We start from the raw sequence: 13,578 nt of genomic DNA, 5'->3' as shown, positions 1-13,578 counted from the left end.
CCAGAACGCGATAAAGCCCGCTTTACTCCCCGGAGTAAAGCGGGCTTTATCGCGTTTCTCAGCGCTTTTTGGCGGCCAGGCAGACGCTGGCGCGCTGGTAGCAGAAGTAGCCGACGGGGTCGCTGTGGTAGTTCCACGGCTCGCCGCCCGCGTACGGGCCGAGCCGCTGGAACAGCGGGATCGCCTCGGCGTCGCGCTTGGTGCGCATCAGGCCGGTGATCGCCCAGCCGAGGTCGTCGTGCACGTAGTGGTTGTCCGCGCCGTCGGCCGACAGCCAGGCCAGGTGCGTTTCCAGGCCCTGCCGCACCCACGGTTCCTGCCAGACGCGCTGGTTCGCGTCCTCCCATTCGTACGCGGCGCGGATGATCAGCCCGCTCAGCGTCGGCGACTTGGCCGCGCCCTCCCGCGCGAAGGCGGTCATGCGCTCGTGCGAGCCCTGCCATTTCGCGCACCAGTACTGCAAAGCCGAGTCGTGGCCGCGGCGGTGCGACGGCGCGCGCTCCATGAGACCTTGCCAGCGGCGGCCGAAGTCCTCGTGGTCGACGCTCAGGCCTCGGCCGAGCGTGATCAGGGTCGACCACGGCGTCGGGTCGGCGGGCGCCAGCTCGGTCGCCTGCCAAGCGGCCGCCTCGGCCTTGTGCAGCGTGCGCTCGAAGCCCGCGAACTGGGCCGCCGAAGTCTCGGACGCCCACTTGCCGCCGCGGATCTGCCAGGCGAGATAGACGAGTGCTTCGGCGTCGACGACCACCGCGTGCGGGTTGCCGGGCTCGGCCTGCTGCCAAGACTTGAGCCAGGTGTCGTCGTCGGCGGCGATGGCCGCCAGCCGCGAGACGACCTTGCCGCGGGTTTCCCAGTCGCCCCAGGTCGCGTTCACCAGCATCGCGGCCTGCTGCCACTCGCCGCGCTTCGCCGCGTCGGACGCGTTCTTCAGCGCCGGGTCGGTGTGGAACTCCTTGACGACCTGGGCGTCGGGCACGAGACCGTGCTTGGTGACGTCGACGTCGGGGTACTGCCCGGTGAGCTTCATCAGCTCGAACGGGCCGACGAGGTCGGCGAGCTCGTCGATCTCGACACCGCGTTTCTTCGCCTCCCGCATCATGGCGAGGATCGCGCGGCGCTCCTTGGGCTTGAAGATCATCGAGAAGACCACGGCTGGCTCCGTTCGGGCAGGGGGCGGGTGTCAAGATCGACTTTGGCGGAGGCGAGCAAACGGCGCAGCTCGACGGTGTTCCCGTCGATGGCCATGTCGAGCGCTTCGCCGAACTCGCTCGCGTACGGCTCGTCGACCACCAGCTCGCCAGGCGACGACCAGGACAGGTCCCAGCGCGCGACGCCGACGTCGGCCAGCGCGATCTGGACCACTGAGGACAGTCCATCCCGGACGGCCAGCTTCGCGAATTCCCTTTGGGCACGAGGGCCCGCGCCGGGGTCCGGCTTGAGGTCGGTGACGACCAGCTCGGTGATCAGCCCGGCGTCGAGCGCGTCGAGCAGCGTCCGGAAGGTATTGACGCGGCGCATCGCGCGGCCCGCCGCGTCCAGTGTGGACAGAGCTTCGGGGATCGCGTCCGCGCGGCAGCTCAGGTTGACCAGTGTCGGCCAGTCGACCCGGCGCTTCTCACGGGCCTCCGGGACCAGGCTGGCCAGCAGCGCGTCGTCGAGCACCGCTGCGGAGTTCCGCAGCAACGCAGTCGCGGGACCACGGCCGAAGACGACGATCGGCTCGTCGGGCAGCGCGTCGATCGCCGCGACGCGGACCGTGACCGGCGGGTGGGAGTCGTACGGGCCCGCCTCGTCCGGCGGGTTGCGGCGGATCTTCTCGAGCTGGTCGTCGACCGAGTCGCGCAGTTCGGCGAACCCGTCGAACACCTCGGACGGCAGATAACCCGCCTTCCAGCCGACCACCGCGTACCGGGCCATGAACAGGTCCCAGGCCGCGTCGATCGCGTACGACTCACGCAGCGCGCTGGTCGCCGCCTCGTTGCCGGCCGCACGTGCGCTCAGCCGGTCCGCCGCCAGCTCCTGGCGACGGCAAACGGCGCTGGACACCCGGAAATACAGCTTCGCGTACAGCGTGAAGAGCTTGCCGATCAGCTTCTGGAACCAATCGCTGTGGTCCAAAGTGGACAGCACGCCGACCACCGCGCGCTTGCCGCCGTAGGTCACAGAGGCCAGCCGGGTGTCGTTGTTGCTGTAATGCGCGAGCTCATGCGTCAGCACCGACGCGAGCTGGTCCTCGCGCAGTCCGGCGAGCAGCGGCGCGCCGATGAACATCCGGCGCTTCAGCACCCGCAGGCCGAGCCAGCGGGTTTGCTCGGCGACCGCCGCGTTGACCTCGCCGGTCAGGTAGATCTCGTCGGGTGGCCTGGTGCCCGCGATCACCGCGAGCCGCCGCACGAGCGCCCACAGTTCCGGCTGCGCCGCCTCAGTGAGCAGCACGCCTTCGACCTCGTCGCCGGTCCGCTTCACGACCGAAAGCAGGCCCTTGAGCAACGCGTACGTGGCCGGGACGGTGATGATCCCCAGCTTGATCGCGACGAAGATCGAATGCCGGAACGCGAACACCTCGAACGCGACCAGCCCGCCGACGAGCGCGAGCACCAGCGCCGGGAAACCGGCCAGCAACGCGACGGCCGTCGCCGCGCGCACAGAGAACTTCACGAGTGGTTCCTCCCCAGAAACGCGCCGGTCAGGGCGCCGGGAAAAGTGTCGCACGGCCGTATGAGAATCCGAAATCGGTTGTTCGGCCGGTGCGCGACCATGCATCCTCAGTGGACACATTCCCTGACGAAAGGCCAGTCATGTACACCGCAGTCGAAGGCGCCCGCGTGCCGATCCGGATGTGGGCCGACCCGCAGTCGGTCGAGGACCAGGCGATGCGCCAGCTGCGGAACGTGGCCAACCTGCCATGGGTGCACGGTGTCGCCGTCATGCCCGACGTCCACTACGGCAAGGGCGCGACCGTCGGCAGCGTGATCGCGATGCGGGACGCCGTCTCGCCCGCGGCCGTCGGTGTCGACATCGGGTGCGGGATGAGCGCGGTGCGCACCTCGCTGACCGCGTCGGACCTCCCGGACGACCTTTCGTTGCTGCGTAAGCGGATCGAGCGTGCCGTGCCGGTCGGCTTCGGCCTGCACAAGACGCCGGTGAACCCGGCCAAGGTGCACGGCGTCGGCGGCTGGGACACGTTCTGGAAGTCGTTCGCCGGCCTGCACTCCGGTGTCCAGGACCTGCACGACCGGGCCGCGCGTCAGCTCGGAAGCCTCGGTGGCGGAAACCATTTCATCGAGGTCTGCCTCGAGCAGGGTGGTCTGGACGAGGGTCGCGTGTGGCTGATGCTGCACTCGGGTTCGCGCAACATCGGCAAGGAGCTCGCCGAGCGCCACATGGCGGTCGCGCGCAAGCTTCCGCACAACGCCGACCTGCCGGACCCGGACCTCGCGGTCTTCGTCGCGGACACGCCCGAGATGGCGGCTTACCGGCGTGACCTGTTCTGGGCGCAGGACTACGCGGCCCGCAACCGCGCGACCATGGTCGCGCTGGTCAAGCAGGCCGTGGCCGACGTGATCCCGCAGGTCCGCTACGAGGACGCGATCTCGTGCCACCACAACTACGTGGCGGAGGAGCGCTACGACGGCGTCGACCTGCTCGTGACGCGTAAGGGCGCGATCCGCGCGGGGTCGGGAGACCTCGGGATCATCCCCGGCAGCATGGGCACCGGTTCGTACATCGTCCGCGGCCTCGGCAACGAGTCCTCGTTCCAGTCGGCGTCACACGGCGCCGGCCGCCGGATGTCCCGTAACAAGGCCAAGAAGCTCTACACCGCGGACGACCTGGCGGCGCAGACCGCGGGCGTCGAGTGCCGTAAGGACTCGGGCGTGGTCGACGAGATCCCGGCCGCGTACAAGGACATCGAGTCGGTCATCAAGGCACAGACCGACCTGGTGAAGGTGGTCGCGCACATCAAGCAGGTCGTCTGCGTGAAGGGGTGATTTAGCGGGCTTTATCCCCGGGGATAAAGCCCGCTAAATCCCGTTTCCAGTACGTTGGGTGCATGAAGAGGTGGGGATTCCTGCTCGCGACCGCGTTCCTGGCCGGCGGCTGCGCCGAGGTCGGCTCGGCGGTCGACCAGGCCAACAGCACCGCGGACAAGGTCTCCGCCTGCTCGGAGGCACTCGGCCTCGCGGACCTCAATCCGCTGGTCGACCCGCAGAAGATCAAGGAACGCGCGGCCGACAAGGAACGCCGCCTCCGCGAGCTCGCGACCAACGTCAGCGACCAGGACGTGAAGAAGTCCCTGCTCACGATGGCCGACTCCTACGTCGAGGTGCAGAAGGAGCGGTTCGAGGACCTCGGCGTCGTCGGCCGCTGGGCCAAGCGCAACGCCGAGCGCCTCGACGGCCTCCGCCAAGCCTGCACCTAGCGCGCTGGGGGTCGTGAGTGATCCGGCCGGTTCTAACCGGCGAAAACACTCACGACTCAGTGGGACGAGTTCGCCAGTACGGGCTCGGGCTTGACCGAGCGCTCGAAAGCCTTCCCCAGGCCCGCGAGCACCAAAGCCCCGGCGCCGGCCGCGAAGAATCCCCAAGCGGCGGAGCTGTGGTCGATCGCGAACCCGATCGCGGGTCCGCCGAGCGAGAGCCCGAGCCTGGTCGCGGCGTCCTGGATGCCCATCGCCTCGCCGCGCACCTGCGGCGGCGCGAGTTTGCTGACCGTCTCGGTGGTCGCCGCGATCGTCGGCGCGCACATCAGGTTCATCGGGATCAGCGCGAGCGCGAGCAGCCACCACGGCTGGATGAACAAGCCGACCGGCAACGTCAGCGCCGCGAGCAGGAACACCAGCCAGCCTTGGGACAGCGAGCGGTGTACCGCGCCGTGCACGAGGCCGCCGACGAGCGAGGCCACGCACATCGCGATGATGACGACGCCGGTCCATTCGACGTTGCCGGTGTCGCGCAGTGCCGCGATGCTCGCGACCTCGGTGCCGATCAGCACGAACAGCGCGCCGACCGCGATCAGCAGTGTCGAGATGAACCTGCCGCGCAGCCAGCTGCGCATCGGCGGCCTGGCCTCGCTGCCGTGTGAGGCGGCCTCGTCCTCGTTGCGGATCGGCGGGTTCATCAGGTAGAGCAGCAGTGACGAGATGCCGAAGGCCGCGCCGATCGCGGTCAGCATCAGCGTGGACGAGTACTGGGTGACCACGAAGACCGCGACGGCCGGGCCGATCATGAACGAAACCTCGACCGAGATCGTGTCCAGTGAGAACGCGGTGCGCCGCTTGGTCTCCGGCACGAGCGCGGCGAGCACCTGGCGCGCGATCGAGCCCGCCGGGACGGTCAGGATGCCGCCGGGCAGCGCGACGATCACCAGCGCCTGGAAGGTCAAGTAGGGCGACACCAGCCAGAAGGCCGTGGTGCTGAGGCCGCAGATCACGGTGACCAGGCGCAGCCCGTAGTGGTCGATCAGCCTGCCGAGCACCGGCGCCGCGACCGCGTTCCCGAGCGTGATGGCCGCGCCGACCAGCCCGGCCGCGCCGTAGCCGCGACCCAGGTCGCCGACCACGTGCAGCGTCATGGTGATGCCCATGGCGGTCATCGGGAGCCGGGCGAAGAAGAACAGCAGCATCGAGCTGCGAACCCCGGGCACGGCGAGCACACGGCGGTACGGGGTCAGGGTCACATGTCGATCACAGCAAAACCTGGTACGCGCGTGCAACTAATTTTCCCCTCTTGGCCGAAGAGAAAGTGACAGTTACTCTCATTTGGTAGTAACTATCGAAAGGGGGCGACTATGACTTCGCCACATCCCCGCCGCTGGTGGGCCTTGGGCGCGCTCAGCGTCGTTTTGATCGTGATCGGCCTCGACCTCACCGTGCTCAGCGTCGCCCTGCCGACGCTCGCGACCGACCTGCACGCCTCGACCACGCAGCTGCAGTGGTTCTCGAACGCCTACACGCTCGTGCTCGCCGCGCTACTGCTCCCGGCGGGCCTGCTCGGGGACCGGCTCGGCCAGAAACGCCTGCTCATGGGCGCGCTCGCGGTGTTCGGCGCCGCGTCAGCGTGGTGCGCCTTCGCGACTTCGCCCGGAGAGCTGATCACCGCCCGCGCCGCACTGGGGGTCGGCGCGGCCTTCCTGATCCCGCTGTCGATGTCGCTGGTCACCGTGCTTTTTCCGGCCGAGGAGCGGCCCAAGGCGTTGACCATCTGGGTGATGGCGAACTCGCTGGGCATCCCGCTCGGCCCGGTGCTCGGTGGCTGGCTGCTGGACAACTTCGCCTGGGGCTCGGTGTTCCTCATCAACGTGCCGTTGGTGCTGATCGGGCTGGTCTCGGTGGTCTTCCTGATCCCGTCGCTGCGCGGCTCGGGTGCCGGGCGTATCGACCTGGCAGGCATCGTGCTGTCCAGCGCCGGGCTGGTCGCGCTGACCTATGGCTTCGTCCGGATCGGCGAGACGAGCTGGTCGGACGGGCTGTCCTGGCTCGCCGCCGGTGCGGGCGCGCTCCTGCTGGCGGCGTTCGGGCTGTGGCAGCGGCGGGTCCGCGCGCCGCTGGTCGACATGTCGCTGTTCCGGTCGCGCGAGTTCACCTGGGGCGCGGTGCTGGCGACGGTCTCGTCCTTCGCGATGATGGGCCTGATCTTCGTGCTCCCGCAGCTGTTCCAGGCTGTCGAGGGGGCGGACGCGCTGGTCACCGGCCTGCGGCTGCTGCCGATCATCGGCGGTCTGCTGGTCGGCGCGAAGGTCGCCGAGCGGCTGGTCGAGCAGGCGGGGCCACGCGGCATCGTCATCGTCGGCTTCGTACTGATGACCGGCGGGTTCGTGCTCGGCGCGACCACCTCGGCCACCGACGGCTACGGCTTCGTGGCGGTGTGGGAGACGCTGATCGGGCTGAGCCTCGGGTTCACCATGCCGACGGTCACGGCCATGGCGATGGGCGCGATGAGCGACGCCCGCGCGGGCTCCGGCTCGGCGATGATCCAGGCGTTGCGCCAGGTCGGCGGCACCATCGGCGTCGCGGTGCTCGGGACCGTGCTCAACTCCGGCTATCGCGACGCGGTCGACGTCACCGGCTTGCCCGGCCCGCTCGCCGAGGCCGTGCGCGGGAGCGCGTCGGGCGCGGCCGCGGTGGCGCGACAGCTCGAATCGCCCGGTCTGCTGGCCTCGGCGCGCGACGCCTTCGTGTCGGGGATGGACGCGACGCTGTGGACGTCGGCTGGGTTCGGCGCGCTGGGCATCCTGCTGTCGGTGGTGTTCCTGCCTCGCGGAGTCATGGAGGCGGCAGAATCGGGTCATGACCTCGTCGCGATCTAGGCAGCCCGTCGGCTTGCGTGAGCGGAAGAAGGCCAAGACGCGTGCCGCGATCCAGCGGCACGCCTTGCGGCTGTTCCGCGAGCAGGGCTACGCGGCGACCACGGTCGACCAGATCGCCGAGGCCGCGGAGATCTCGCAGAGCACCTTCTTCCGCTACTTCCCGACCAAAGAGGACACCGTGCTCTACGACGGCCTCGACCCGGTGCTGATGCGGGTGTTCGCGGAGCAGCCCGCGGAGCTGTCGCCGACCGCGGCGATCAGGACCACGATGCGGCAGGTGTTCGACAGCCTCGCCGGCGAGGACTGGGAGATCGAGCAGGACCGTCAGCGGCTCACCTTCGAGGTCCCCGAGCTGCGGGCGCGGGCGATGTCCCAGTTCGCCGACGGGATCACCATGCTCGCCGAGGGCGCCGCGGCCAGGCTCGGCCGCTCGCCGGACGACTTCGAGGTGCGCAACTGGGCGGGCGCGATCATCGGCGTCATCCTCGCCGCGATGATGGACCGGGCGGACGACGGATACGTGCGGCTCGAAGAGGCCCTAAGCCATCTCGAAGCAGGCCTACCTCTTTAAGTAACCTGGAGTACTCCCACCACGAGGCAAGCGGGCCCGCCATATGTCGACATATGGCGGGCCGCGCTGCGTCTGGTGGGAATGAAGATGTTTCATGCGACTGGTGGTGCGTCGGTGGGGGACCCCCACCCGTCTGGAGCAGTCTCGACACGCCGTCCTGCGGAGTGACGCGGCCCGAACCTGGCTCAATGCATTCGTAAGAGTGAGCGAATTTCCCCTAAGGTGTGACGCGGTGACTGAGCGCGTTTTTTATCTTCGATTAACTTGATCTTCCGGGGCATGCGCAAGATCAACTTGTTAATCAATTGAGGTCAATCCCTCCATCTTCGAATCCGGCACGTAAGGGTTAGAAAGCTGCCCCAAGCGGTGATCGGCTGGTGATTCTCCGATACGGCGAGTACGCATTACCCCGTTGGGTCCATGAGGCCAGGAGGTTAGGAATGAAAGGCAAATTTGCCCGAACGATTGCGGTCATCGCGACCGGCAGTCTGCTGGCGGTGGCCTCGGGCGGTATGGCCGTCGCAAGCCCGGTCGGCGGTCACGGGTCGTCGAGCACCGAGGCGGCGTTCGCTCAGGTTCTGAAGCAGCGGGACGATCTCACGAAGATCGCCTACGCCGGTGACGTAGCCGGCACGAAGAGCCAGCTCAAGAAGCTAACTCCGCTTCTCGCCGACCTCGCGGCCGGTAAGAAGTACGCGATCCAGGTGGAGTCCCAGGACCTCGCCGTCGACGCGAAGGCCCGCTCCGCCGAGGTCAGCCGGGTGCTGACGACGCCGGGTGCGACTCCGCGCCAGCTGCCGCCGCTGCCGGACATCGGCGCGCTGATCCCTGACCTGCCGCCGCCGCTGAGCGTGGTGAGCGATCTGCTCAAGACGCTGCTCAACGCGCTGACGGGCTTGCTGTCGAGCCTGCTCAAGGCACTCCCGATTCCGCTACCGCTGCCCGCGCTGCCGCTGCCTGCCGTGCCGGTTCCGGCGCTTCCGGTTCCGCTGCCCACGCCGTAGCGGAACCCGAATCGGGGGAGCCCGAGGCCGGTGCGGAAAGGAGCCGCACCGGCCTCGGGCTTTCTCATGCTATTCCTTGCTCAGGCCGAGCCTGAGCGCACCCGCCGCTTCGGAAATCGCCTCGCGGAAACGCGTGCCGACGCCGAGGAAATTGACGTAGCCGTGAATGAGGTCGTCCTGGCGGCTCAATGCGACGGAAACGCCCGCGTCTTGAAGCTTTTTCGCATAAGCCTCACCCTCGTCGCGCAGCGGATCGAATCCGGCGGTCGCGATATAGGCGGGCGGTAACCCGGAAACGTCCTCGGCGAGCAGCGGCGACGCGAGCGGGTCGGTCTCGTCGGCCTGATAGTGGCCGCTGAACCAGTCCATGCTCTCGTCGGTGAGGAAGAAGCCGACTCCGAAGATCTCCCGCGACCGGCGCCGCGTCGAGAAGTCCGTTGCCGGATAGAACAGCAGCTGGAACTTCGGCGCCGGGCCGCCGCGCCGCGTGGTCACCTGCGAGACGACCGCCGCGAGATTGCCGCCTGCGCTGTCGCCGCCGACCGCGATCCTCGCGGGATCCGCGCCGAGCTCACTCGCCTTGGCGTGCGCGTAGTCGAACGCGGCCACGCAGTCCTCCGGCGCCGCGGGCCACGGGTAGTCGGGCGCGAGCCGGTACTCCACCGACAGCACCCGCACGCCCGCGTGCTTCGCCAGGAAGCGCGCGGTGTTGTCGTGGCTGTCGCGGCTGCCGACCACCCAGCCGCCGCCGTGGTAGAAGACCAGCAGGCCGGACGGCTCGGCCAGCCCGGCGGGCGTGTACAGCGTCGCCGGGATGTCACCGCCAGGGCCGGGGATCTTCAGCTCACGGGTCGACATCGGCCCGATCGGCTTCCCGCTGACCAGGTGCCTGGCGTCGGCGAGGTTCCGCCTGGACTGCCCGACGTCGCCGTTGGACAGCTCGGCTCCGCTCAATTGCTGAAGCCGAAGGAGCAATTGAGCGTCAAGTGCGAGCTCCTGGCCGTCCAATCGGACCGGTTTGCCCGCGATGAGCCTGCGCAGCGGCTTCGGCAGGCCATAGATGACCTGCGACAACGCGGCTTGGATCCGAATTTGCACTGGGATGGCCATGTTTGGAGGTTACTTGCGAGTAGGTATGAACGCCAGATGTGACACAGGACTCCGTCCCAAACCCTGGTCCTCCAGTTAAGTAGAGGGGTTAGCCTCGAAGGCGTGAGTTCTTCAGCGGCGGTCAAAGTGCTCGGTATCGGTGGTTCGCTTCGCGACGGTTCGCAGTCGGAGCGGGCGCTACAGATCGCGCTCGCCGGGGCCGAAGAGGCGGGCGCCGAGACGAGCCTCATCTCGGGCCAGGAACTCGTGCTGCCGTTCTACGACGCGGCCATCCCCGACCGCACCGAGCATGCCGAACGGCTGGTCGAGGCCGTGCGCGGCGCGGACGGCATCATCGTCGTCTCGCCCGGCTACCACGGCGCGCTGTCCGGTCTGGTGAAGAACGCGCTGGACTACATCGAAGACCTCCGCGACGACCGGCGCCCGTACCTCGACGGCCGCGCGGTCGGCCTCGCCGCGGTCGCGTTCGGCTGGCAGGCCGCGGTGACCACCCTGGATCAGCTCCGCACGATCACGCACGCGCTGCGCGGCTGGCCGACCCCGCTCGGCGGCTCGATCAACACGGCCGAGGTCAAATTCGATGAGGCGGGTGGGGCATCGGAGGAGAAGGTCGTCCGGACGCTGCGGCTCATCGGGCGCCAGGTGACCGAGTTCACTCAGCGGAACGTGCGCGACTAAGTCATCGGGTATTCCGTCAAGTGACGCCTGCCATGTGGTGGTAATGCTTCCCGTGTCCGTGATGTTGTTACCGGCGTGACGCTCAATGGGGCGTGTCCGGACATGGAGGTAGGCAAGAAGTGACGCAGGCGATCTACACCGCGGTGGCGACGGCGACCGGCGAAGGCCGCAACGGCGAGGTGACGTCGTCCGACGGCGTCATCGACGAGTCGCTGGCGATCCCCAAGGAGATGGGCGGCCCCGGCGGGGACAAGACGAACCCCGAGCAGCTCTTCGCCGCCGGTTACTCGGCCTGTTTCCTGAGCTCGGTCCAGCTGGTCGCCCGCGTCGGCAAGGTCAAGATCGAGCAGACCTCGGTCACCGCCGAGGTCGGTGTGTTCAAGCAGGGCGAGGGTTTCGGCCTCGGCGTCGACCTCAAGGTCAACCTGCCCGGCCTGGAGCAGTCCGCCGCCGACCAGCTCGTCGAGCAGGCGCACCAGGTCTGCCCGTACTCGAACGCCACCCGCGGCAACATCGAGGTCAACCTCACCGTCACGGTCTGAGGTCTCCCTTTCGCGAACGGCCACCCCGGGCGGGGTGGCCGTTTTCGTACTACGTTCGGATTATGGCTCTGCACGAAGGAAAATCGCCGTCCGGGTCCGGCTCGGCGAACCCGTTGCACGTCGACAACCCGGCGCTGGCCGCCGGGATCACGCTGCCGCACACCCGCCTCGGCGACGAGCCGCTGCCGGCCGACACGGCGCTGCGGCTGGTGCGCGACGAGCTGATGCTCGACGGCAACGCCCGGCTCAACCTCGCCACCTTCGTCACCACCTGGATGGAGCCGGAGGCCGGGCGGCTGATGGCCGAATGTGTCGACAAGAACATGATCGACAAGGACGAGTACCCGCAGACGGCCGAGCTGGAGCGCCGCTGCGTGACGATCCTCGCCGACCTGTGGAACGCGCCGGACCCGGCCGCGGTGATGGGCTGCTCGACCACCGGGTCCTCCGAGGCCTGCATGCTCGCCGGCATGGCGTTCAAACGGCGCTGGTCCAAGCTCGGCCGCACCGGGAAGCCGAACCTGGTGATGGGCGCGAACGTCCAGGTCTGCTGGGAGAAGTTCTGCGAATACTGGGAGGTCGAACCGCGGCTCGTCCCGATGGACGGCGACCGCTTCCACCTCACGGCCGACGAGGCCGTCGCGCGCTGCGACGAGAACACGATCGGCGTCGTCGCCATCCTCGGCTCGACCTTCGACGGCAGCTACGAGCCAGTCGCCGAGATCACGGCCGCGCTGGACGCGCTGCAGGAGCGGACCGGGCTCGACATCCCCGTGCACGTCGACGGCGCGTCGGGCGCGATGATCGCGCCGTTCCTCGACCCCGGCCTGGTCTGGGACTTCCGGCTGCCGCGCGTGGCGTCGATCAACACCTCCGGGCACAAGTACGGGCTGGTCTACCCGGGTGTCGGCTGGGCGATCTGGCGCGACAAGGCGGCGCTGCCCGAGGAGCTGGTGTTCAACGTCAACTACCTCGGTGGCGACATGCCGACATTCGCGTTGAACTTCTCGCGCCCCGGCGCCGAAGTGGCCGCGCAGTACTACACCTTCGTCCGCCTCGGACGCGACGGTTTCCGCGCGGTGCAACAGGCTTCGCGCGACGTCGCGACGTACCTGGCGTCGGGTATCGAGGCGCTGGGGCCGTTTTCGCTGCTGACGCGTGGCGACCAGCTGCCGGTGTTCGCCTTCACGGTGAAGCCCGATGTCGGATATACGGTGTTCGACGTCTCGCGGCGGCTGCGCGAGCGCGGCTGGCTGGTGCCCGCGTACACGTTCCCGGAGAACAGGACGGACCTCGCGGTGCTGCGGATCGTGGTGCGCAACGGCTTCACCCGCGACCTGGCCGACCTGCTCTTGGCCGATCTCGGACGGGTGGTCTCGGAAGGCACTGTGACGGCACCCGCGAGCGGTACCGCGTTCCACCATTAGTCGGCTAAGCCCGCCCGTCGCCCACCGCCACCCTCAACCGAGGCGCTTCGCGCCGCTGTATCTTCCAAGCATGGGAGTAGCCCGCGATGAGCGCCGCGCGCTGTGTGACCTGTTCGAAGAGCTGGGCCCGGACGCGCCGACGTTGTGCGAAGGCTGGACGACCCGCGACCTCGCGGCCCACCTGGTGGTCCGCGAGCACCGCATCGACGCCGCACCCGGCATCATCCTGCCCGCGCTCGCCAAACACACCGAGCGCGTCCAGAACGACTACGCCCAGCGGCCCTGGGCCGACCTGGTCTCGACCATCCGCACCGGCCCGGCCTGGTACTGGCCCACCTCGTTCGGCGCACTCGACGAGCTCACGAACACGGCCGAATTCCTCGTCCACCACGAAGACGTCCGCCGCGCCCAGCCCGACTGGGCACCCCGCCCCGCCGACACCCTGCGCGACAAAGCCGCCTGGGCCTCGGTCAAGCAGTCGGCGAAGATGTACTATCGCCGCAGCGGCATCGGCGTGACGCTCCGCACCCCGGCAGGCCAGTCGGTGATCGCGCACGGCGACGGCGAAGCGGTCTCCGTACTGGGCGAGCCGATGGACCTGCTGCTGTACTCGTTCGGCCGCTCCGCGGTCCGGCTTTCCTTCGAGGGCACCGAATCCGCCATCGCGACCCTGCAGGACACCTCGCGCGGCCTCTGAGGGCCCCGCGCCCGCCCGGTGAGCGTCCACAAAGGACGCAAGCGCGTGAATTTTGTCCCCTGGTGACCGTTTTGCGCACTCTTGCGAATGGTCGGGACGTTACGAACGTGGCGTTTGTGCCGCTCACGGTTACATAAGTGGCGTTTGTGCGCACCGCCCACGCGATCCCGCCGGTATCGCGTGTCTCATGCATCCCGGCTTCGCTGAGTGTCCACAGAGGGCGCGCCCCCCTGATCGGCCTTGA

The 13,578-nt window shown here is 68.6% G+C and carries 13 protein-coding genes; 9 read left to right on the top strand and 4 right to left on the bottom strand.

The window, feature by feature from the left end; all coding sequences use genetic code 11:
- Window positions 1-58 precede the first annotated feature (58 nt).
- Window positions 59-1,150 (bottom strand): DUF4034 domain-containing protein, encoded by a 1,092-nt coding sequence (locus tag AB5J62_RS40095; RefSeq protein WP_370945246.1) that lies wholly within the window; start codon window positions 1,148-1,150, stop codon window positions 59-61.
- Entirely contained in the window at window positions 1,135-2,658 is a 1,524-nt protein-coding gene (locus AB5J62_RS40090; RefSeq protein ID WP_370945245.1) for a M48 family metallopeptidase, read from the bottom strand. Before AB5J62_RS40090 ends, AB5J62_RS40095 begins: the two co-directional genes overlap by 16 nt.
- Window positions 2,659-2,798: 140 nt before the next feature.
- On the opposite strand from AB5J62_RS40090, the gene AB5J62_RS40085 reads away from it, so the two are divergent.
- Window positions 2,799-3,989: an RtcB family protein gene (locus tag AB5J62_RS40085; RefSeq protein WP_370945244.1), complete on the top strand. Its 1,191-nt coding sequence runs from the start codon at window positions 2,799-2,801 to the stop codon at window positions 3,987-3,989.
- 62 nt (window positions 3,990-4,051) lie between these two features.
- Complete coding sequence (locus tag AB5J62_RS40080) at window positions 4,052-4,420, top strand: hypothetical protein (RefSeq protein ID WP_370945243.1); 369 nt, start codon at window positions 4,052-4,054, stop codon at window positions 4,418-4,420.
- A gap of 56 nt (window positions 4,421-4,476) precedes the next feature.
- Here AB5J62_RS40080 and AB5J62_RS40075 read toward each other — a convergent pair whose 3' ends face one another.
- Window positions 4,477-5,676, bottom strand: coding sequence for an MFS transporter (locus AB5J62_RS40075; RefSeq protein WP_370945242.1), 1,200 nt, complete (start codon window positions 5,674-5,676; stop codon window positions 4,477-4,479).
- A gap of 111 nt (window positions 5,677-5,787) precedes the next feature.
- Here AB5J62_RS40075 and AB5J62_RS40070 point away from each other — a divergent pair, with 111 nt between their 5' ends.
- The 3 genes from AB5J62_RS40070 to AB5J62_RS40060 all read left to right on the top strand — a co-directional run bounded on the left by AB5J62_RS40070 (window position 5,788) and on the right by AB5J62_RS40060 (window position 8,880).
- Window positions 5,788-7,305, top strand: coding sequence for a DHA2 family efflux MFS transporter permease subunit (locus AB5J62_RS40070; protein WP_370945241.1), 1,518 nt, complete (start codon window positions 5,788-5,790; stop codon window positions 7,303-7,305).
- Window positions 7,286-7,876 carry a TetR family transcriptional regulator gene (locus AB5J62_RS40065; protein ID WP_370945240.1) on the top strand — a complete coding sequence of 197 codons (591 nt, stop codon included), beginning with the start codon at window positions 7,286-7,288 and terminating at the stop codon, window positions 7,874-7,876. Before AB5J62_RS40070 ends, AB5J62_RS40065 begins: the two co-directional genes overlap by 20 nt.
- Window positions 7,877-8,316: 440 nt before the next feature.
- Window positions 8,317-8,880 carry a hypothetical protein gene (locus AB5J62_RS40060; RefSeq protein ID WP_370945239.1) on the top strand — a complete coding sequence of 188 codons (564 nt, stop codon included), beginning with the start codon at window positions 8,317-8,319 and terminating at the stop codon, window positions 8,878-8,880.
- A gap of 69 nt (window positions 8,881-8,949) precedes the next feature.
- Here AB5J62_RS40060 and AB5J62_RS40055 read toward each other — a convergent pair whose 3' ends face one another.
- Window positions 8,950-9,990, bottom strand: coding sequence for an alpha/beta hydrolase (locus AB5J62_RS40055; RefSeq protein WP_370945238.1), 1,041 nt, complete (start codon window positions 9,988-9,990; stop codon window positions 8,950-8,952).
- Window positions 9,991-10,092: 102 nt separating this feature from the next.
- Between AB5J62_RS40055 and AB5J62_RS40050 the strand changes: the two genes are divergently transcribed.
- From AB5J62_RS40050 to AB5J62_RS40035, 4 genes are all read left to right on the top strand, one after another.
- On the top strand, window positions 10,093-10,668 hold the full coding sequence (locus AB5J62_RS40050; protein WP_370945237.1) for an NADPH-dependent FMN reductase: 576 nt from the start codon (window positions 10,093-10,095) through the stop codon (window positions 10,666-10,668).
- A 119-nt stretch (window positions 10,669-10,787) separates the two neighbouring features.
- On the top strand, window positions 10,788-11,210 hold the full coding sequence (locus tag AB5J62_RS40045) for an organic hydroperoxide resistance protein (RefSeq protein ID WP_370945236.1): 423 nt from the start codon (window positions 10,788-10,790) through the stop codon (window positions 11,208-11,210).
- A gap of 62 nt (window positions 11,211-11,272) precedes the next feature.
- The gene (locus AB5J62_RS40040) at window positions 11,273-12,637 is read left to right on the top strand and encodes a glutamate decarboxylase (RefSeq protein ID WP_370945235.1); all 1,365 of its coding nucleotides are present in this window, start codon (window positions 11,273-11,275) and stop codon (window positions 12,635-12,637) included.
- Between the two features lie 70 nt (window positions 12,638-12,707).
- A complete protein-coding gene (locus tag AB5J62_RS40035) occupies window positions 12,708-13,334 on the top strand; it encodes a TIGR03085 family metal-binding protein (RefSeq protein WP_370945234.1) in 627 nt (208 codons plus the stop codon).
- Window positions 13,335-13,578 lie beyond the last annotated feature (244 nt).

This window comes from Amycolatopsis sp. cg5 (assembly GCF_041346955.1).
Lineage (GTDB): Bacteria > Actinomycetota > Actinomycetes > Mycobacteriales > Pseudonocardiaceae > Amycolatopsis.
The sequence above is the reverse complement of the archived record's forward strand: the minus strand, read 5'-3'. Positions and strand labels throughout refer to the sequence as shown.

Bases quoted from the DNA above. Each gene is read 5' to 3' on its own strand.
- AB5J62_RS40060 (WP_370945239.1), top strand. From the start codon at position 8,317: ATGAAAGGCAAATTTGCCCGAACGATTGCGGTCATCGCGACCGGCAGT.
- AB5J62_RS40040 (WP_370945235.1), top strand. From the start codon at position 11,273: ATGGCTCTGCACGAAGGAAAATCGCCGTCCGGGTCCGGCTCGGCGAAC.
- AB5J62_RS40070 (WP_370945241.1), top strand. From the start codon at position 5,788: ATGACTTCGCCACATCCCCGCCGCTGGTGGGCCTTGGGCGCGCTCAGC.
- AB5J62_RS40065 (WP_370945240.1), top strand. From the start codon at position 7,286: ATGACCTCGTCGCGATCTAGGCAGCCCGTCGGCTTGCGTGAGCGGAAG.
- AB5J62_RS40055 (WP_370945238.1), bottom strand. From the start codon at position 9,990: ATGGCCATCCCAGTGCAAATTCGGATCCAAGCCGCGTTGTCGCAGGTC.
- AB5J62_RS40080 (WP_370945243.1), top strand. From the start codon at position 4,052: ATGAAGAGGTGGGGATTCCTGCTCGCGACCGCGTTCCTGGCCGGCGGC.
- AB5J62_RS40085 (WP_370945244.1), top strand. From the start codon at position 2,799: ATGTACACCGCAGTCGAAGGCGCCCGCGTGCCGATCCGGATGTGGGCC.
- AB5J62_RS40035 (WP_370945234.1), top strand. From the start codon at position 12,708: ATGGGAGTAGCCCGCGATGAGCGCCGCGCGCTGTGTGACCTGTTCGAA.